Raw genomic sequence first — 18907 nt, forward strand, 5'->3', positions numbered from 1 at the left:
CTTGCGGTCGAGCGGTGGGACGCGTGTCGACCGTGTCCTCGTTCAGCTCGCCTGGGAAGCAGCCTCAGGTGAGCCGAGAACGCCTGGTGCGCCTGGGACGCGGGCGAGCGCCCTGCGGAGGTGCCTGCCACGCCTGGCAGGTGGCCGAGCGCGGCGGGGATGGTTGCGCCCCAGTGGGACTGGCCGGGCGCCGCCGAACCTGGTTGGCATGCCTGAAGATGCTGGTCGGACGCTTGGGGAGCGTTCTTGGACCCGTCCGTGGATGCTCCGGTGAGCGCCGCGGGAAGGTGCTGGCACGCCTGGGATGTGGGTCGGCGGGCAGAGAAGATGATGGTGTGCCCGGGAGGCGGGACGAACTCCCGCACAGGTGCTTGCCACGCCTCGCGGGCGGCTGAGCGCCTGCGGGGAAGGTGCTGGGGCGCTTGGGCGGCGGCACGAGTCCCCGCGCAGTTGCTTGCCCCGCTTGGCGGACGGCTGAGCGCAGGCGGGGACGGTTGCGCCCCAGCGGGGTTGGCCGGCCTTGCGAGAACCTGCTTGCCACGCCTGAAGATGCTGGTCGGGCGCCTGGGGAGCGTTCTTGGACCCGTCCGTGGATGCTCCGGTGAGCGCCGCGGGAAGGTGCTGGCACGCCTGGGATGCGGGCCGGCGGGTCGGGAAGGTGCTGGGCGCCTGAGAGGCGGAACGGGTGCGTGCCTCGCCCGGGCTGGCGACGTGGGAGGGCCCTGAGATGGCCGGGAGGCGCGACGAGTTCACGCGGAGCTGCTTGCCACGCCTGGAGGCGGCCGGACGTTGGCCCGGGGATGGTTGTGGCCCAGGGAGACTGGCCGGGTGCTGGCGAACCTGGTTGCCACGCATGAAGATGCTGGTCGGACGCTTGGGGAGCGTTCTTGGACCCGTCGGTGGATGCCCCGGAGAGCGCCCTGGGAAGGTGCTGGCACGCCTGGGATGCGCCGGCGGGTCGGGAAGGTGCGGGGGCGCTTGGGAGAGGGAACGAGCTCCCGCAGAGGTGCTTGCCACGCCTGGAGGAAGCCGAGCGCCGGCCGGGGATGGTTGCGCCCCAGTGAGACTGGCTGGGCGTCGGCGAACCTGCTTGCCACGCATGAAGATGCTGGTCGGACGCCTGCAGAGCGTTCTTGGACCTTTCCGCGAAGGCGTCGATGAGCGCCCGGGAACGTACTGGCACGCCTCAGAAGCGGGTCGGCGGCCTGAGGAAGGTCCTGAGGTGACTGGGAGGCGCGGAATGGTGCCGGCAACTCCGAACCACCGGTATACGAATGACGCCGCGCCCCAGAGATGCGTCCACCGCACGCCTGCGCCCAGTGGGCCTCACAGAAATGCCGAGCCCGCCTCAGATGATTGGCGAGGGGTCTTTCCGGCACCCTCGGGGGCGTTCCGGAACCACTCCCGGGAACGCCTGAAGCCCCAATAGAAATAACGCCCGCACGCCTGCGAACGCCCCCGGGACAAGCGAAACCGCCGCCTCCGAACCCGACTTGGTTGCCAGAAGCGAACTTTCGTCGAGCGGCGGAGACGGCGGTTGAAAACGTCTGCAGCGGGCTCTCAGGGGCGGGGTAGCGCCGAGGCCAGGTAGTGCGCCGACACCAGGGTTGGCCAGCGCGAAGGTGAGTCCGAAGTGGACCACGTGCCGAACGGGCGGGTGAAGGCCAGCACCCACACGCTGCCCTTCTTGCACGGGAACTCGGACAGCCGCAGACCACCCAGTTCGGCCAGCGTCTGCACCACGGACGGGATCACGCCGCCCTGCGAGGACACGACCGCGCGGCCTTCCAGCGCGGCCACCTCCAGCAGTCGCACGAGTCCCGCGTCCGGGTCGGGCCAGTAGCCCTCCTCGGACAGCCGGGCCTCCTCGACCATCTCGACGGCCAAGTCGGAAGCCACGCCTCGCACGGTGTCCGCGCAACGCACCCGAGGAGCGGTGTGGACGCGCGTGGGTGACCACAAGGGCAACAGGGCCCGCAGTGCGGCAGCCTGCTTCCAGCCCGCGTCCGCCAACGGCCTGAGGTCGTCGTCCAAGTGCCACTCGGACCGCTTGCCGGCCTTCGCGTGCCGCACGAGCAACACCAGCAACAGGTCCGCCGGCAGCCGGTCGAACTCCGCCAGCACATCGCGGTCGTGCGCGTACGTCAGCACCGAAGCAGCCTCGGCCACCGGCAGCCACTTCAACGAGTCGACCTCGTCGTTGGCCAGGAAAGAACCCGAGACGGCCTCGGCGGCGTAGTAGTCGACGGTCTTCGCGTCGCCCCGCACCTTGTACGAGGTCTGCAGCAGATACCGGCCGAGCACGCATTCGTACCCGGTTTCCTCCATGACCTCACGTGCCGCGCAGGCCGGGATCGTCTCTCCCCGGTCCAGCTTTCCCTTCGGCAACGACCAGTCGTCATAACGACGGCGGTGCACCACCGCGACTTCGACGTCACCGTCGGCATCGCGCCAGAGCACCGCCCCAGCAGCTTTGATCACCCAAGAGCTCCGTGCTTGTGGAGGAGTTCCATCTGGTGGTCGCGCACCGACGAGCCGTCGGACGGCGACGCTTCCCATTCACCGTCGGCCCGCAGCACCCAGCAGCGCGTCTGGGGGTCCAAAGCCGAGGTGAACACGTCGGCGAGCTGCGCGGCCAGTCGCGGGTTCATGACGCGCACGGCCACCTCGACGCGGCGGTCCAGGTTGCGGTGCATCATGTCCGCGCTGCCGATCCAGTACTCGTCGAGGCCGGCGAAGTGGAAGATTCGCGAGTGCTCCAGGAACCGGCCCAGGATCGAGCGCACGCGGATGTTCTCCGACATGCCCTTCACGCCCGGCTTCAGGCCGCAGATGCCGCGCACGACGACGTCGACGGGCACGCCGGCCTGGGAGGCGCGGTACAGCGCGTCGATGATCTGTTCGTCCACGAGCGAGTTGACCTTGATGCGCACACCGGAGAGTTCACCCGCCTGCGCGCGTTCGATCTCCAGGTTGATCCGGTCCACGATGCCCCGCCGGACGCCGTAGGGAGCCACCAGCAACGAGCGGTACTCGTCCTGGCGCGCGTATCCGGTGAGGACGTTGAACAGGTCCGTGAGGTCCGCGCCGATCGTCGGCTCGGCCGTGAGGATGCCGACGTCCTCGTACAGCCGCGCGGTCTTCGGGTTGTAGTTGCCGGTGCCGATGTGGCAGTAGCGCCGGATCGTCGAACCCTCCTGGCGCACGACCAACGAGGTCTTGCAGTGCGTCTTCAGGCCCACCAGGCCGTAGACGACGTGCACGCCGGCCTTTTCCAGCGCACGCGCCCACTTGATGTTCGCCTGCTCGTCGAACCGCGCCTTGAGCTCCACCAGCGCGACGACCTGCTTGCCCGCCTCGGCCGCGTCGATCAGCGCGTCCACGATGGGCGAGTCACCCGAGGTGCGGTACAGAGTCTGCTTGATGGCGAGCACGTGCGGGTCGGCCGCGGCCTGCTCGATGAAGCGCTGCACCGACGTGGAGAACGAGTCGTACGGGTGGTGCACGAGCACGTCGCCCTCGCGCAGCGTCGCGAAAACGCTCTTCGGCGTCTCGCGCTCACCGAACGCCGGGTGCGTCGCCGGCACGAACGCCGGGTCCTTCAACGTCTTGCGGTCGATGCCGTACATCTGCCACAGGCACGACAAATCGAGCAATCCAGGCACGGTCACGACGTCGTGCGGGTCGACGTCCATCTCCCGCAGCAACAGTTCGAGCATGTGCTCGGTCATGTCGTCGGCGACTTCCAGGCGCACCGGCGGCCCGAACCGGCGCCGCGCGAGCTCGCGTTCCAGCGCCTGCAACAGGTCCTCGTCGCGGTCCTCCTCGACTTCGAGGTCCGCGTTGCGCGTCACGCGGAACGCGTGGCACTCGATGACCTCCATGCCCGCGAACAGCTCGCCCAGGTGCGCGGCGATGAGCTCTTCCAGCGGCAGGAAGGTCGCGGAGGACGAAGAACGGTCCGCTTCCACGCGAACCAGGCGCGGCACGTTGTCCGGCACCTTCACGCGGGCGAACCGCTCGCCGCCGCCCTCGGGGTCGCGCACGGTCACCGCGAGGTTCAGCGACAGCCCGGAGATGTACGGGAACGGGTGCGCCGGGTCGACCGCGAGCGGCGTCAGGACCGGGAACACCTGCTCGCTGAAGTAGTTGGAGAGCCGCAGCCGGTCGTAGTCCGTGAGGTCGCCCCACGCCACGATGCTGATCTGGTGCTGTTCCAGACCGGGCCGGATGTGGTCGAGGAACGCGCGGGCGTGCTGCTCGACGAGTTCCTGTGAGCGCTTGGAGATCCCCACGAGCTGTTCGAGCGGCGTGAGCCCGTCCGCGCTGCGCACCGTCAGACCGGTCTCCGCGCGCCGCTTCAGGCCCGCGACCCGGACCATGTAGAACTCGTCCAGGTTCGAGGCGAAGATCGCGAGGAACTTCGCGCGCTCCAGCAGCGGCTGCGAGGCGTCCTCGGCCAGTGCGAGCACGCGGGCGTTGAAGTCCAACCAGGACAGTTCACGGTTGAAGTACCGGTCGTCCGGCAGATCCGTGGGCATGACGGCGGACGTGACCGCGGGCGGTGCGGAGGGCACGCCGCGCAGCGGGGCGGCGGCCGCCTGGCCTCGCTCGACCTTCGCGCGAGTCGTTGACACTCGCCGGGTCGCCGCGCGAGGCTGCTTGCGCGGGGTCGCCGCTTCCGCCTTGGCGCGCGTGCGGCGTCGGGAGGGGGTCGCCTTGCCGTCGTTGTCGTCGTCCGTGCTCACGTCCTGCATTGTTCCGCACTATTGCCGTGAGCGCCCCTAAGCAGGACGTCCGTCTGGTGAACTCCTCGTCACAGGACAGGCAACCGCAGAGCCGTGACGACCCCGTCGGGGCTACGTTCGAGGGTCACCCGTTGCCCCGGACGCAGCATCCGCCAGCCACCCGCAGTGACGGCTTCCGCGCTCACGTCGAGCAAAACGCCGTCATCACGCAGAACAACGGCCGATCCGTCACTGTTAAACGTCGACACGGTCGCCTGCACGGAGCAGAAGCTTAGACGTTCGGACCTACTCGTCTCATTTGAAGCGCTGCCAGGGTCGAGCCATGAAGGTTGTAGCCACATTGACCGCGGCAGCCCTGCTGGCCTTCGCCACGGCAGGCTTGGCAACGGCTGCGGCAGCCGAACCCAAGACTCCTACGGTGGACAAACCACGCCTCCAAGCGGCGGCCAAGAACGTGCGCCTGAAGGCAACGCTTCCCGACAGCGCGCGGGCGATCTCGATCGCCTTCGCCCAGTACGGGCCTCGTGACGTCGCGTTCGTCAGCCTGGAAACGGGCCTGAAGACGTACGACGTCACCGATCTCGACCACCCGTTGCTCCTCGACCACCTCACCAAGCAGGAGATGGCGCTGCCCGGCGACGACCCGGCGCAGCGCTTCTGGGAGAACGAGGACATCAACGTCGACCCGGTCCGCAAGCTCGCGTTCCTGGCCCGCGAGGTGAACTCGTTCGGGCGCGCACTGCCCGGCGACCGCCCGACCGGCAACTACATCGTGTCCGCTGTGGACCCGGCGGACCTGAAGATCCTGAGCTTCCACCGGCAGGACACCGGTCACACGACCACCTGCATCAACGACTGCCAGTTCCTGTGGACGGCCGGACGCGACCGTTCGGACGCGAAGACCGGGCGCATCTTCGTCACGGACATCCGTGATCCCAAGACCCCGAAGGAACTGCCGGTCTCGGTCGACGTCCGCGGCAAACCGGGCGAAGGCAAGATCACGCACGACGTGCAGGTCGACGCGCAGGGCATCGCCTGGGTCGCGGGCGACAACGGCACGCGTGGCTACTGGACGCAGGGCTGGCACCGCGATCCGTTGAGCGGCAAGTTCCGCGAGGCGAAGGCGTGGGACCCGATCGCCTACGCGGGCGGCAACGTGCCGAAGGTCGACATGCCGACCTCGTTCACGCACAACTCGTTCCGGCCGATCGGCAGGACACTGGCCGACGGACCTCGCCCGACGCCGGAGAACCCGCCGGGCACGCTGCTGCTGCACACCGAGGAAGCCTTCGGCTCGCCCACGTGCAAGACCGAGGGCCGGTTCGTCATCTCGTCGCTGAAGGGTTCGTTCAACGGCGAGGGCTGGACCGCGCAGCCGTTCGAGATGAAGACCGTCGGCGTGTGGAGCCCGGACGACCAGGAGGGCACGATCCCCGGTGACGTCGAGTGCTCGGCGCACTACTTCGACGTGAACAAGCGGATCGTCGCCTACTCCTGGTACGAGCAGGGCACGCGGTTCCTCGACATCTCCAACCCCGCCAAGCCGATCCAGATCGGGTACTGGCGGCCGGACTCGGCCGTGTCGTGGGCGCCGTACTGGCACAAGAACAACGTCTTCATCGCCGACATCTCGCGCGGCGTCGAGATCGTCTCGCTGGAGAAGGGTGCTTACGAGGCGCAGGAGAGCGGCACCAACGTGACGCTCACCACCGAGTACTCCAAGGAACTGGCCAGGGAGAGCGGACGCGACCGCGTGCCGCTCGCCCCGAACCCGTTCTACGGCTGGGCCTGCCCGATGGTCGCGAGCCGCGACGACTCGGCCGACTGCGGTGCGGGAGCCTGCGGCGCACCCTGCTGAGTGCCGCGCTTTTGACTCACTGCGCGCTGGCGGGTGATCACGCGACGACCGAGGTCGATCATCGGGATCTCCACGGTCCGGTAGAGGACACTCGCCAGCGCCAGGCCCACCGCCGTGACCGCCACGGCCTGCCCCATGCCGGACAACGACGGCAGCACGAACGCGACACCCGTCGCGGCGATCGTCTGCACCAGGTAGAGCGCGTACGAGCGCTCACCGACGAACTGCATCGGCTTCGTGGACAGGAAATCCGTCACCGGTCCCGGCGCGACCAGCGAGGCGAGCAGCAGAGCCGTCGCGGGCGCGTACATCGGGATGATCCACACGTGACCCTGGATCCCGCCGGTCTCGTTCATGAACGCGGCGACCGGCTTCAGGCCGAGGTGCACGCTGGCGAACGCGATCGCGACGAACACCTGCGCGACCGGGTTCGTCAGCGGCCGCAACACCGCGAAGCCGCGCCTGCTGTGCAACGCGATGGCGAGCAGCACACCGGTCAGGATCGAGAAGTAGTGCATCGGCCAGCCGGGGTTGCGGTGCGACACCGTGAAGTTGACGACCACCAGCCCCAGCAGCATGAGCAGGACGGCGGCACCGGCGCGGCGCTTGAGCACGACCGTGCCGGTCGCGACCACGACCAGCGGCCAGACCAGGTAGAACTTCTGCTCGATGCCCAGCGTCCACGACTGGTCGTACGGGCTGCCGTCGGCGAACTCGTTGGTGAAGGTCAGGAAGTACTTCAGCGCCGGGCCGATGCCGTTGCTGGTGAACGTGCCCAGCAGCGCGGAGCCGGCCGCGGTGACGAGCAGGACCAGCAGGTACACGGGCAGGATCCGGAACGCCCGCCGCAGGTAGAACTCCTTGAGCGAGATCCGTCCGGTCCGCTGCTCCTCGCGCAGCATCAGCGTGGTGATCAGGAATCCGCTGACGACGAAGAACAGCTGGACGCCGGCCCAGCCCTGCAGCCAGTCAGGGCCGCCGTAGTGGAAGAACACCACCATCACCGCGGCGATGGCGCGGAGACCGTCGAGAGCGGGAAAGCGGCGCAACGCCAGGTAGTCGGCGTGCGTCAACGAAGACATGCAGGTACACCTCTGGGCCACGTGTCGGGGAACGACGTCGGGGGTACGTCGTGTGCATCGGTCGTGTGCATGGGGGGATACGGATGTGAAGGCGCGAGGGTTCCCCGTTGGGTGGCCCAGCACCACACAGTCGTGGCGTTCGTCACGCTCTTAACAGTCGGGCAGCGGTGTCAGCGAGGTCAGCGGAGCGGACGCGGCGACCTGGCCGCCCGCCCTCGTGAGCGTTCCGCCGTGGACTTCCAGCAAGTACGCGCCTTCGGTGGTGTGCATGGTCGCGCCGGTGCGGATGTCCGTGACGTAGCCGGACTCCGAGCGCCACGACACGAAGTCGCCGCTCACCCGAGGAGCCATGATCCCTTCCGTGCGCGGCACGGGTTTGATCTCGGCGAGCTCACGCGGCTGCGTCCAGTCCGTGCGCCAGCCGTGCAGGGAGTCCTCGCCCTCCGTCCACACCAGGGTTCGGCCGTCCGATGCGACGTTCCCGCTCGGTCGCACCTTGTTCAACGGCTCGGGAAGCGCCGTCTCCGACACGAGCTTCCCGTTCTGCAGCCAGACGACGGTGTCGCCGAAGAACGCCGGTGCGGTGCCTTGGCCGACGACCTTGTCCTTCTTCTTGGCGAGGTCGTAGACGTGCACCGACTTGCCATCCGACCAGGCGGCTTTCCCGTTGTGCACCACGGCACCGTTGCGGCCGATCTGCACGGGCGCGCCGTCGTTGCGGGCGTCCCAGGCATAGGTGGTCGATGTTTCGTCGACCGTGGTGGAGAAGGTGACCCAGCGGCCGTCGAACTCCACGCCGGAGATCTGCTCCTGGTCCTGCACCGCCATCACCTGCTGGCGCTGTCCGTGGTCGCGCAGCACCAGCTCCGTGGTCCGGTTGCGCTTCGTCCGGACCAGGGTCTTGTCGCCGTTCTCGTCGGCGCCGACGATGGTGATCCGCTCGTGCGAACCGGCTTCGGTCTGGTTGCGCGCCAGCTCGTCCTGCCACTGCTGCGGCAGGTCTGCAGCACACGACACGAGCTTGCTCGGCGCGGTGTAGTCCGGTGGCCTGTCCTCCTGCATCGCCGCGGTGCATCCGGAAATGACGGTGATCGCCGCCAACGCGATCAGAGTGCGCATCTGCTCCCCAGGGTGTGATCAACCCATGGGACGCGTGTGGATCGCTCAGGTTGTCCAGGCGGGCAAGGCGTTCGCGGTGTGCGTGCCGAGGCCGAGCATCGAGGCGAGGCGCAGATCTTCTTCTGTGTCCACGTCACAGCGCAGCGACGGCCACGGTCCGAGCAGGGCGATCGCACCGGAATCCCTGTGGTGCCCGGCGGATCCGACGCCGAACCGCGGATCGAGCTCGCCGCCGGGTGCGGCGAGGAGCAGCGTCGTGCCGGTCCCCTGCCGATCAGGGACGAACGCTCGTCTGGCGTTGGCGGCTTCGAGTGCGGCCTGGAGCTCGTCGGACCTGAGCGCGGGCAGGTCGGCCTGGAGCGCGCCGATGCGGTTCGAACGGAGTGTGCGCGCGCCGTGCCGCAGCGCCTCGTTGAGTCCGGGCTCTGGCGGTTCGGGCACGGACTCGACGCCCAGCGCGGCCATCTCGGCGGCGACGGCGGGATCCGATGTGATCGTGACCACTCTGCGGACACCAGGGGTGCGCAGAGCGGCGCTCACCGTGTCCATGGCGAGCGCGAGCGCCAGTGCCGCGTGCGACACCGGATCTCCGCCGGTCGCGCTGGTCAGCCGAGTCTTTGCCCTGTCGAGCGTTTTGACCGGTACGACGAGGTCGACTTCATCCCTCACCTCGTCATAGTCCACGATCCGGCGACTAATGTGCTCGTGGGCGCAGATCTAGGTAGAGGAGAGGCCTCGTGGCCAACAGGGAGAAGGGCGGCTTCTGGGTCGGGGTCGCCGCGGCGATCGTCTACCCGCTGTCGGGCCTGCTGGGCAGGCGGAAGTACCTGCACGGCGACCGCATCCCGCGCCAGGGCTCGGCGCTGCTGGTCATGAACCACATCTCGCACCTCGACCCGATCTACGACGCGGTGTTCACGCACCGCAACGGCCGGGTGCCGCACTTCCTCGCGAAGCACAGCCTGTGGAACATCCCGGTCGCCGGGAAGATCCTGCGCGGCACGAAGCAGATCCCGGTCTACCGCGGCACGTCCGACGCGCAGCAGAGCCTGCGGGCGGCCCACGAGGCGCTGGCGACGGACCAGGTCGTGGTGATCTACCCAGAGGGCACGATCACCAAGGACCCGGACGGCTGGCCGATGAACTCGCGCACCGGCGTCGCCCGGCTCGCGCTGGAGCACGACGGCCCGGTGATCCCGATCGCGCGCTGGGGCACGGTCGACATCTACGACCACTACAAGAAGCGGTTCCGGCCGTTCCCCCGCAAGACGGTCACCTACCTCGTCGGCGAGCCGATCGACCTGTCGGAGTTCAAGGACCGCGACGAGTCGCTGGCCGTCCTGCGCGAGGTCACCGACCTGCTGATGAACAACGTCAAGGGCCTCCTGGCCGAGGTGCGCGGCGTGCCGGCACCTGAAGGCTTCTACGGACCGAGGAAGGCCTGAACATGGCGATCGAACGCGTTGCGGTGCTCGGCGCCGGTTCGTGGGGCACGACGTTCGCGAAGGTCATCGCGGACTCCGGCCCCGAGGTCGTGCTGTGGGCGCGGCGGCAGGAGGTCGCCTCTGCGATCACCGAGACCCGCGTGAACGCCGACTACCTGCCCGGCATCTCGTTGCCAGCCAACCTGGCCGCGACCGCCGACCCGGCGAAGGCGTTGGACGGTGCGGACGCCGTCGTGCTCGCCGTGCCGTCGCAGACGTTGCGGGTCAACCTCTCGGCGTGGCAGGAGCTGCTGCCTGCGGATGCGACTCTGGTGTCGCTGTCCAAGGGGGTTGAGCTCGGCACGTTGAAGCGGATGAGCGAGGTGATCCGCGAGGTCGCCGGCGTCGACGAGTCGCAGGTGGCCGTCGTCTCGGGACCGAACTTGGCCAAGGAGATCGCCGTCGGGCAGCCGACCGCGACCGTCATCGCGTGCACGGACCACGACCGAGCGGTCGACCTGCAGCACGCGTGCTCGAACTCGTACTTCCGCCCGTACACCAACACCGACGTCGTGGGCTGCGAGCTCGGCGGGGCGTGCAAGAACGTCATCGCGCTGGCGTGCGGCATGGCGGCGGGCATGGGCTACGGCGACAACACGATGGCGTCGATCATCACGCGTGGTCTGGCCGAGACCGCCCGGCTCGGTGCGGCACTCGGGGCCGACCCGCTGACGTTCGCCGGTCTGGCCGGGCTGGGCGACCTGGTGGCGACCTGTGCGTCGCCGTTGTCGCGCAACCGCTCCTTCGGTGAGCGGCTCGGCAAGGGCGACACTCTCGCGCAGGCGCAGGAAGCCGCGCACGGTCAGGTCGCCGAGGGCGTGAAGTCGTGCTCTTCGATCCTGGAGCTCGCGCGGGCGCACGACGTGGACATGCCGATCACCGAGGGTGTCAACGGTGTGTGCCACGACGGGCTGAGCGTGCGGGACCTCGGAGCCGCGCTGCTGGGCCGCGACCGGAAGCACGAGCGTCAGTGACCGCGGAGTTCGGTGACGGCACGCGGGTCGTGCACGCGGTGTCCGGCGAGCCGGGCGATCCGTTCGGCGCGCAGCCGGTGTTCGCGTCGGCGTTCCACTTGGGCGGCCCGGACTACTACGGCCGGGCGGGCAACCCGACGTGGCGGTCTCTTGAGGACGCCTTGGGGTCGCTGGAAGGCGGCGAGTGCGTCGTCTTCCCGTCCGGCATGGCGGCGATCTCCACCTTGCTGCGGACCGTGCTGTCCAGTGGGGACACTCTGGTGGTCCCGTCGGACGGCTACTTCCTGACGCGCAAGTTCGTGTCCGAAATGGACGTCGAGGTCGTCGAGGTGCCCACGGCCGGGCCGTACCCGTCCTTCGACGGCGTGAAGCTGGTTCTGCTGGAGACACCGTCGAACCCCGGTCTCGACGTGTGCGACATCGCTGCGTTGGCTGATGCGGCACATGCGGCCGGCGCGTTGCTGGCGGTGGACAACACGACCGCGACGCCGTTGGGGCAGCGGCCGCTGGAGCTCGGCGCGGACATCGTCGTGGCGTCGGACACCAAGGCGGTCGCCGGGCACAGCGATGTCCTTTTCGGACACGTGACGATGGCTTCTCCCGAGCTGGCCACTCGCGTGCGTGACGCGCGGACGTTGAACGGCGCGATTCCCGGCCCGTTCGAGTCGTGGCTCGTGTTGCGCGGCCTGGGAACCCTGGACCTGCGGCTCGCACGGCAGGCGGAGAACGCGGCGGCGATCTACTCGTTGCTCAAGGGCCGCGTGGCCGGGCTGCGGTGGCCGGGCGCTGCGGAGGACCCCTCGTACCTCGTTGCCGCGCAGCAGATGCGGCGGTTCAACGGCGTGCTGACGTTCGAGCTCGACGACGTCGCCGCTGTCGATGCGTTCCTCGCGCGGTCGAAGCTCGTGTCGGCGGCCACGTCGTTCGGCGGCCTGCACTCCACGGCGGACCGGCGCGCGCAGTTCGGCGACCCGGTGCCGGCCGGTCTGGTGCGGTTCTCGGCCGGCTGTGAGGACACCCAGGACCTGGTCGCGGACGTGTCCCAAGCTTTGGGCCTGGTTTGACAGAGGGTCCCGGTTCCGGGACCCTCTGCGTCATGTCCTTCAACACGTGTTGCTGTTGTACCTGGCGATAGTCCCGCGTCCTCTTTTCGCGCTCGCCTGGTAAGGACTTTCCCCGATGTTCGCCGTTCCTGAGAACAGCGTCGTTCTGCCTGAAAACTCCGCGTTGCTGCACCCCGTCCGGGTGGCTCTGGCGTGGGCGGCCGATCGCGACCGCTGGAAGCACCTGCTCCGGTACGACCCGGAGGAGCGCTTCTCCACGCTGGTCGACAAGACCGACGACCAGGAGATCTGGCTGATGAGCTGGCTCCCCGGTCAAACCGCCTCGCTGCACGACCACTCGACGACCTCGGGCGCGTTCACCGTGGTCAGCGGCCTGCTGACCGAGGTCGTGACGACCCGGATCCAGGTCGTGCACTCGCTGCACACCGGCCAGTCGCGCGTGTGGGGCCCCGGCTACGTGCACCAGGTGCGCAACGACGGCGTGGACCCGGCCGTGTCGATCCACGTCTACCGCCACGGCACGCGCGCCATGACCCAGTACCGCTACGACCCGGTCAACGGCCCCGTGCGCTGACGTGCGGCGGAATCGCCTTGTCCGTCTCGTGCGGCACCGGCGCGCCCCACGACGTGATGAGCGGCATGTGCCCGGCCCACACGAGGTTGGCTTCGAGGTCTGACGGCTCCTCACCAGGCCCGCCCTCGCGCACCTTCACGCTCGCCTCGGTGAGGTCGATCTCCAGCGCGGCCGTCTGCGCGAGCTCCTTCTTGGACGGTTCGCGCGCGTAGTCCCAGCTACCGGGCGTGACGTGCTCGACGATGGTCTTGAGGGCGTGCCCAGGGTCCTCGGCGATCTTCGCGGTGCCGTGGATGATCGCCGACCGGTAGTTCATCGAGTGGTGGAACACCGACCGCGAGTACACGACGCCGTCCACCAGCGTGACCGCGACGCAAACCTGCTTGCCTTCGAGCATGCTCCTGATGGACCGTGATCCCGTCGACCCGTGCAGGAAGATGCGGTTGCCGTCCCGCCCGTACGCGGTGGGGATGAGGAACGGCGCCCCGTCCACCTCCACGGCGAGATGGCAGACCAGCCCGGCGTCGAGGATGTCGTAGAGCACCTGGCGGTCTTCCACGGCTCGCTTCTTGCCGCGGACGACGGTGCTGCGCGGGGTGGGGGAGAGCTGCAGGTCAGAGGTCATGCTCCTACTGTGACCCGGAAAGTGGCATCATTGAAGCGCCATTTCTGATCGATTTGAGAAGGCCACTTCGTCTTCGTGTCTGCCAGGAGTGTCGGTGCTGTCCGGGAGAATGAAAACAAGGGGTCCCCTTCGCCGGGGGACGCCTGCGCCAGCGTGGGAGGCCGCGCGTGGCTGAGACCGCGCTTCCCGTCGCGCTGGACCGCGAGTCCGCCGAACCGCTCGCCGTCCAACTGGCCGAGGCGCTGAGGTCGGCCGCCTCGGAAGGCCGGTTGAGGGCGGGCGATCGGCTGCCGTCCACGCGCGCGTTGGCCGAGTCGCTCGGTGTCTCGCGCACGGTCACGGCCGCCGCCTACGACCAGTTGCACGCGGAGGGCTGGATCGCCGGCCGCCACGGCTCCGGCACCTACGTCACCACGACTCCGCCCGGCCCGTTGCGCAAACGTTCGCGCAAAGCAGTAGTCCCCGCCATCACCGACTTCGTCGACCTCGGCACCGGCGCGCCGTGGGCAGGAGGCCTCGACCGCGCGGCCTGGCGGAGGGCCTGGCGGGGTGCGGCCGATGTCGCGCCGCTGTCCCGGCCGGAACGCGCCGGGCTGCCCGAGTACCGCGAGGCCATCGCCGAGCACCTGTTGCGCCACCGCGGCCTCGCGGTCAACGCCGACCCCGTGCTCGCGACCGGCGGCACCACGGCGGTGCTCACCGAGATCGCGGTCGCCGTCCTCAAGCGCGGCGATGCCGTGGCCGTGGAGGAACCGGGCTACCAACGCGCCGTGGGTGTCTTCCGCGCCAACGGGCTGAAGGTCGTCCAGGCCGCCGTCGACGCGGAAGGTCTGCTGCCCGAGGCGGTTCCGCCCGGTGTGAAGGCCGTCTACTGCTCGCCCGCCCACCAGTACCCGCTCGGCGGCCGCATGTCGGCCGGGCGGAGGGTCGCGCTGGTCGAACGAGCGCGCAGGGACGGCTGGCTCGTCATCGAGGACGACTACGACGGCGAGCTCAGGTACGACGTGGCGCCGCTGCCCTCTCTCGCGGCACTCGCGCCGGACGTCGTCGTCCACCTCGGCACGACGAGCAAGATCCTCACGCCGACGCTGGGCGCGGGCTGGATGGTCGCGCCCGAGCACATCGCCACCACGATCCTGGAGCACCGCGACCTGACCGGCACCGGACCGGCCGCGGCGGGGCAGCGGGTCGTCGTCGAGCTCGCGCGCACCGGCGACCTCGGCCGGCACCTGCGCAAGCTGAGAAGAGAACTGTCCGAGCGGCGGGCGTTGCTCGTCGACACGTTCGCCGACGCGGGCATCAAGGTGCTCGGCGACGACGCGGGCGCGCACGTCGTGGTGCTGCTGCCCAGCCTCGAACGGGAGCGCGAGGTCATGCGGCAGGCACTCGAACGCGGGCTGCGGCTCGACGGCCTGGCCAGGCACTACGTGAACCGCGCCAAGTTCCACGGTCTCGCCATCGGCTACAGCGCGTGCTCCCGCGAGCAGCTCGTCAACGCCCTGCCCGTCCTCACGGAGCTGATCAACGGGTCACCGTCAGCAGTTCCCTGACGGTGACGAAGCCGAGCGACGAGTTCGCCTCCGGGTCGCCTGCCAGGATCTTGACCTGGACCTGCGTGACGTCCGGGCGTTCCGCGACCAGCCACCGCAGCGCCGATGCCTTCACGAACCGGCTCAGGTCCGGGGGAGCCGCCACCACGTCCGTCGTGCGCGCGACAGTCGGCAGTTTCGGGCTGATCAGCAGGTCGGTGAGCGCGACGACCCTGCCGGTGGCTTCCTCGATCGCGGCGACCACGCGCGGATCGCCCCCGTTCTTCCGCACCACGGCTTCGCATCCGCGGACCATCTCCGCCTGCGACCCCCGGAAGCGTCCTTCGACCACCGCCGCGAGCAGGTGTTCCGGCACAGCGTCCGTCCACCGTTCCTCCCGATGGCCGGCAGGTGCCGGCACGTCCCACCACGACTGGTCCGCCGAGGCGACCTGCAGCCGTTGTTCCACGACCGAGCTGCTCACCCGGAACCCGCGTGCCAACGCCCACGGCTCGCCCGCGGAGCCCTTGACCACCCCGGCACTCGCCATCCGGTCCAGACCGAGCGCGTCCAGGAGCGCGGTGCCGATGCCCTGCCGCCGCCAAGCGGGGTGCACGGTGACCGAGACGACCGACATCTCCGTGTTCAGCCCCGCGGCCAACGCCCGAGCCGCGCCCACGACCTCTCCGTCACGACGCGCGACCAGCCGGATCGCCCCGTCGGGTGACCGCAGCCCGGCGGCAACGCGTTCCCGGGTCAGCTCCGGGCCGCTCGGATCGTCCACCGCACCAGCCGCGATCAGCAGGTCCGCGTAGCCGCCCACGTCTGCCTCAGTCAGAGGGTTGATCTCCACCAGTAAATGGACCCGAGAACTGGCCGGTAGGGGCAATCGCCCAAACGGGTAGGGTCGGGCCCCATGACGCAGCGCAAGACGAGGGTGGCCGTGGTGTTCGGCGGCCGCAGCTCCGAGCACGAGGTCTCCTGCCAGTCCGCCAAGAGCGTCCTGCCCTACCTGGACGCCGAGCGCTTCGAGGTGGTGCCGGTCGGCATCACTCCGCAGGGGCAGTGGGCACTCGGCACGGACCCGAACGCGCTGGAATCTGGCGCCGGCAACCTCCCCACGCTGCGCAACCAGACCGTCGCCGCGATCGAGCCCGGCCAGGCTCTCAAAGACGTCGACGTCGTCTTCCCGCTGCTGCACGGCGCGTGGGGAGAGGACGGCACGATCCAGGGTCTGCTCGAACTGGGCGGCTTGCCGTACGTCGGGCCGGGCGTGTTCGCCAGCGCCGCCGCCATGGACAAGGTCTTCGCCAAGAAGATCCTGGAGGCGGAAGGCCTGCCGGTCGGCAAGTTCGTCGCCCTCGACCGCGGAGCCACCACGCTGACGCTGGACGAGCGTGAGCACCTCGGCCTGCCGGTGTTCGTGAAGCCGTCGCGCGCCGGGTCGTCCGTCGGCATCTCGAAGGTGAGCGACTGGGCCGACCTGGACGCCGCGATCTTCGAGGCGCGCCAGCACGATCCCAAGGTCATCATCGAGGCCTCGGTGCCGAACATGCGCGAGATCGAGCTCGCGGTGCTGGAGTTCCCGGACGGCCGCGTCGAGGCGTCGCTGCCCGCCGAGCTGCGTGCGGTCGGCGCGGACGTCGAGTGGTACGACTTCAACGCCAAGTACGTCGACGACTCCTACGAGGCCGACATCCCGGCGAAGCTCGACGACGACATCACCCAGCAGCTGCGCGAGATGGCCGTCACGGCGTTCAAGGCGCTCGACTGCCAGGGACTGTCCAGGGTGGACTTCTTCCTCACCGAGCAGAACGAGCTGATCATCAACGAGCTCAACACCATGCCGGGTTTCACGCCGATCTCCATGTACCCCAAGGCGTGGGCGGCGACCGGCATCGACTTCACCACGCTGCTGACCACGTTGATCGAGACGGCGATCGCGCGGGGATCCGGCCTGCGCTAGGGGCTGGTCCTGACCTGCTGCTTCGGCAGCAGGTCGCGCACCGTCGTGGAGATGTCCTGCAACGGTCCGGTGCCCGCCTCGTCGGGCACCGTCAGCGCCACGTACGCACCGCGGTCCACGATCACCCAGGTCGAGCTGCCGGAACCGGGCAGCTCCAGCCACTGCACGTCCGAGATCACCCGCAGCTGCGAGGTCGCGGACAGCTCGGCCGGCCGCGGCAGGCCACAGCGCAGGACCACCGGATCGTGCTCGGCGTCACCCCACGCGACGGTCGCGGGCGGCGCGGGCGAGGCCAGTTCCCGGCGGGGCAGCACGTCCTTCCCGGACGGCAGCTCTGCGGGCAGCTTCGTGATCAACGACGTGCACGGCGCGGAGGCCGCGTCCGGTGCGTCGACGGAGACCAGCGCGAGGGGACCTGTGCGACCGGGTACGTCCTCGGTCTGGTCGCCTGTGTTCAGCACGAGACCTAATGCGGCGAAACCGACGACGAGCAGCACGGCGAGCCCGACCGCCGCGAGCGACGGCCGGGACAGCGCCGACTTGGTTTCCTGCTGTGTCACCCGGTTATGGGAACACGGGCTAGAGATGCACCACCGGGCAGGTCAGCGTCCGTGTGATGCCTTCCACGTTCTGGATGCGGGCGACCACGAGCTGACCGAGCTGGTCGACGGTCTCCGCTTCGGCGCGGACGATGACGTCGTACGGACCGGTGACGTCTTCTGCGGTTGCTACCCCTGCGATTCCGGAAATCTCGGAGGCGACTGCGGCGGCCTTGCCGACCTCGGTCTGGATGAGGATGTATGCATGCACCACGGCGTGCCCCTTCGTCGCGACAGGTTGGGTCGAGGTAGGAACGTGTCACGCAACGTACCCCAGTTGGGGTTCCGAATGCTCAGATTGGGAGGCAACTTTGCGTCCGGAGCCGCCGCGCGACGCGGAGACGGTCGCCGATGTGGGTGAGTTCAATCTCATCCACCGGGTGACGACCGGTCGGGCGCAACCCGAGACGACGATCCTCGGGCCGGGGGACGACGCGGCCGTGGTCGCCGTCCCGGACGGGCGGGTCGTCGCCTCCATGGACGTGCTGGTCGAGGGTGTCCACTTCAGACTCGACTGGTCCAGTCCCGAGCAGGTGGGCCGAAAAGCGGCCGCGGTGAACCTCGCCGACGTCGTCGCGATGGGAGCACTGCCGTCAGGTCTGCTCGTCGGGATCGCGTGCCCGCCGGACACTCCCGCGGCGACGGTCCAGGGGATCATGTCGGGCCTCTGGCAGGAGGCGGCGACGGCCGGCGCGGGCATCGTGGGCGGCGACATGGTCAGCTCCGCCACGCTGGTGATCTCCATCACCGCAATGGGTGACATGAACGGACTGGAGCCGGTCACCCGGTCCGGCGCGCTCGTCGGTGACGTGGTGGCGGTGACCGGACGGCTCGGCTGGGCGGCCGCGGGCCTCGCCGTGCTGGGCCGCGGGTTCCGCTCGCCGGTCGGCATCGTCAACGCCCAGCGCACGCCAGAGCCGCCGTACGAGGAGGGCCCCAAGGCCGCCGAGGCTGGCGCCACGTCGATGATCGACATCTCGGACGGGCTCCTGCAGGACCTCGGCCACATCGCGGACTCGTCGGGCGTGGCGATCGACATCCGCACCGAGCTGCTGCCGTTGCACCCGCGGCTGCTCGACGTCGCGTCGGCACTCGGCGGCGACGCACGGCACTGGGCGCTGACGGGCGGTGAAGATCACGCTCTCGCCGCGACCTTCCCCGGTCCCAAGGCGGTCCCGGAGAACTGGACGACCATCGGCACGGTCCGCGCGGGTGAGGGTGTGACGGTGGACGGCAGGGTTTACGAAAAACCTCCTGGCTGGGAGCACTGGCGCGCGTAAACTGG

The 18907-nt window shown here is 69.3% G+C and carries 18 protein-coding genes; 8 read left to right on the plus strand and 10 right to left on the minus strand.

Going from position 1 to position 18907, the window contains the following annotated elements:
• Window positions 1–1560: 1560 nt before the first annotated feature.
• Genes ABZX92_RS28655 through ABZX92_RS28665 form a run of 3 tightly spaced genes read right to left on the minus strand, consistent with a single transcriptional unit; the run spans window position 1561 to window position 5008 of the window.
• Window positions 1561–2478, minus strand: coding sequence for an NUDIX hydrolase (locus ABZX92_RS28655; protein WP_355565888.1), 918 nt, complete (start codon window positions 2476–2478; stop codon window positions 1561–1563).
• Complete coding sequence (locus ABZX92_RS28660) at window positions 2478–4757, minus strand: RNA degradosome polyphosphate kinase (RefSeq protein WP_355565817.1); 2280 nt, start codon at window positions 4755–4757, stop codon at window positions 2478–2480. Before ABZX92_RS28660 ends, ABZX92_RS28655 begins: the two co-directional genes overlap by 1 nt.
• Window positions 4758–4816: 59 nt before the next feature.
• Window positions 4817–5008, minus strand: a complete 192-nt coding sequence (locus ABZX92_RS28665) for a hypothetical protein (RefSeq protein WP_355565820.1) — start codon at window positions 5006–5008, stop codon at window positions 4817–4819.
• 62 nt (window positions 5009–5070) lie between these two features.
• Here ABZX92_RS28665 and ABZX92_RS28670 point away from each other — a divergent pair, with 62 nt between their 5' ends.
• Window positions 5071–6606 carry a hypothetical protein gene (locus tag ABZX92_RS28670; protein WP_355565823.1) on the plus strand — a complete coding sequence of 512 codons (1536 nt, stop codon included), beginning with the start codon at window positions 5071–5073 and terminating at the stop codon, window positions 6604–6606.
• On the opposite strand, the gene ABZX92_RS28675 is transcribed toward ABZX92_RS28670, so the two are convergent.
• From ABZX92_RS28675 to cofC, 3 genes are all read right to left on the minus strand, one after another.
• Window positions 6525–7688 (minus strand): acyltransferase, encoded by a 1164-nt coding sequence (locus ABZX92_RS28675; RefSeq protein WP_355565826.1) that lies wholly within the window; start codon window positions 7686–7688, stop codon window positions 6525–6527. The genes ABZX92_RS28670 and ABZX92_RS28675 overlap by 82 nt on opposite strands.
• Before the next feature lie 150 nt (window positions 7689–7838).
• Complete coding sequence (locus ABZX92_RS28680; protein ID WP_355565828.1) at window positions 7839–8807, minus strand: hypothetical protein; 969 nt, start codon at window positions 8805–8807, stop codon at window positions 7839–7841.
• Window positions 8808–8852: 45 nt separating this feature from the next.
• Window positions 8853–9476 carry a 2-phospho-L-lactate guanylyltransferase gene (cofC, locus tag ABZX92_RS28685; protein ID WP_355565831.1) on the minus strand — a complete coding sequence of 208 codons (624 nt, stop codon included), beginning with the start codon at window positions 9474–9476 and terminating at the stop codon, window positions 8853–8855.
• A gap of 68 nt (window positions 9477–9544) precedes the next feature.
• Between cofC and ABZX92_RS28690 the strand changes: the two genes are divergently transcribed.
• The 4 genes from ABZX92_RS28690 to ABZX92_RS28705 all read left to right on the plus strand — a co-directional run bounded on the left by ABZX92_RS28690 (window position 9545) and on the right by ABZX92_RS28705 (window position 12903).
• The gene (locus ABZX92_RS28690; RefSeq protein WP_355565834.1) at window positions 9545–10252 is read left to right on the plus strand and encodes a lysophospholipid acyltransferase family protein; all 708 of its coding nucleotides are present in this window, start codon (window positions 9545–9547) and stop codon (window positions 10250–10252) included.
• 2 nt (window positions 10253–10254) lie between these two features.
• Complete coding sequence (locus ABZX92_RS28695; RefSeq protein WP_355565836.1) at window positions 10255–11265, plus strand: NAD(P)H-dependent glycerol-3-phosphate dehydrogenase; 1011 nt, start codon at window positions 10255–10257, stop codon at window positions 11263–11265.
• A complete protein-coding gene (locus ABZX92_RS28700) occupies window positions 11262–12329 on the plus strand; it encodes a cystathionine gamma-lyase (protein WP_355565839.1) in 1068 nt (355 codons plus the stop codon). Before ABZX92_RS28695 ends, ABZX92_RS28700 begins: the two co-directional genes overlap by 4 nt.
• Before the next feature lie 115 nt (window positions 12330–12444).
• Window positions 12445–12903, plus strand: coding sequence for a cysteine dioxygenase family protein (locus tag ABZX92_RS28705; RefSeq protein WP_355565841.1), 459 nt, complete (start codon window positions 12445–12447; stop codon window positions 12901–12903).
• On the opposite strand, the gene ABZX92_RS28710 is transcribed toward ABZX92_RS28705, so the two are convergent.
• Window positions 12884–13528, minus strand: a complete 645-nt coding sequence (locus ABZX92_RS28710) for a pyridoxamine 5'-phosphate oxidase family protein (RefSeq protein ID WP_355565844.1) — start codon at window positions 13526–13528, stop codon at window positions 12884–12886. The genes ABZX92_RS28705 and ABZX92_RS28710 overlap by 20 nt on opposite strands.
• 167 nt (window positions 13529–13695) lie before the next feature.
• Here ABZX92_RS28710 and ABZX92_RS28715 point away from each other — a divergent pair, with 167 nt between their 5' ends.
• Window positions 13696–15078: a PLP-dependent aminotransferase family protein gene (locus ABZX92_RS28715; protein WP_355565847.1), complete on the plus strand. Its 1383-nt coding sequence runs from the start codon at window positions 13696–13698 to the stop codon at window positions 15076–15078.
• Here the strand turns inward: ABZX92_RS28715 and ABZX92_RS28720 are convergent.
• Window positions 15050–15910: a GNAT family N-acetyltransferase gene (locus ABZX92_RS28720; protein ID WP_355565850.1), complete on the minus strand. Its 861-nt coding sequence runs from the start codon at window positions 15908–15910 to the stop codon at window positions 15050–15052. The genes ABZX92_RS28715 and ABZX92_RS28720 overlap by 29 nt on opposite strands.
• A gap of 63 nt (window positions 15911–15973) precedes the next feature.
• Between ABZX92_RS28720 and ABZX92_RS28725 the strand changes: the two genes are divergently transcribed.
• The gene (locus ABZX92_RS28725; protein ID WP_355565851.1) at window positions 15974–17023 is read left to right on the plus strand and encodes a D-alanine--D-alanine ligase family protein; all 1050 of its coding nucleotides are present in this window, start codon (window positions 15974–15976) and stop codon (window positions 17021–17023) included.
• On the opposite strand, the gene ABZX92_RS28730 is transcribed toward ABZX92_RS28725, so the two are convergent.
• A complete protein-coding gene (locus tag ABZX92_RS28730; protein ID WP_355565853.1) occupies window positions 17020–17583 on the minus strand; it encodes a DUF3515 domain-containing protein in 564 nt (187 codons plus the stop codon). The genes ABZX92_RS28725 and ABZX92_RS28730 overlap by 4 nt on opposite strands.
• Before the next feature lie 19 nt (window positions 17584–17602).
• Window positions 17603–17836 carry an Lrp/AsnC ligand binding domain-containing protein gene (locus ABZX92_RS28735; RefSeq protein WP_030467939.1) on the minus strand — a complete coding sequence of 78 codons (234 nt, stop codon included), beginning with the start codon at window positions 17834–17836 and terminating at the stop codon, window positions 17603–17605.
• 97 nt (window positions 17837–17933) lie between these two features.
• Here ABZX92_RS28735 and ABZX92_RS28740 point away from each other — a divergent pair, with 97 nt between their 5' ends.
• Complete coding sequence (locus ABZX92_RS28740; RefSeq protein WP_355565856.1) at window positions 17934–18902, plus strand: thiamine-phosphate kinase; 969 nt, start codon at window positions 17934–17936, stop codon at window positions 18900–18902.
• Window positions 18903–18907: the final 5 nt, after the last annotated feature.

Origin of the sequence: Lentzea sp. NPDC006480 (assembly GCF_040611995.1) — a bacterium.
Taxonomy (GTDB): Bacteria; Actinomycetota; Actinomycetes; order Mycobacteriales; family Pseudonocardiaceae; genus Lentzea.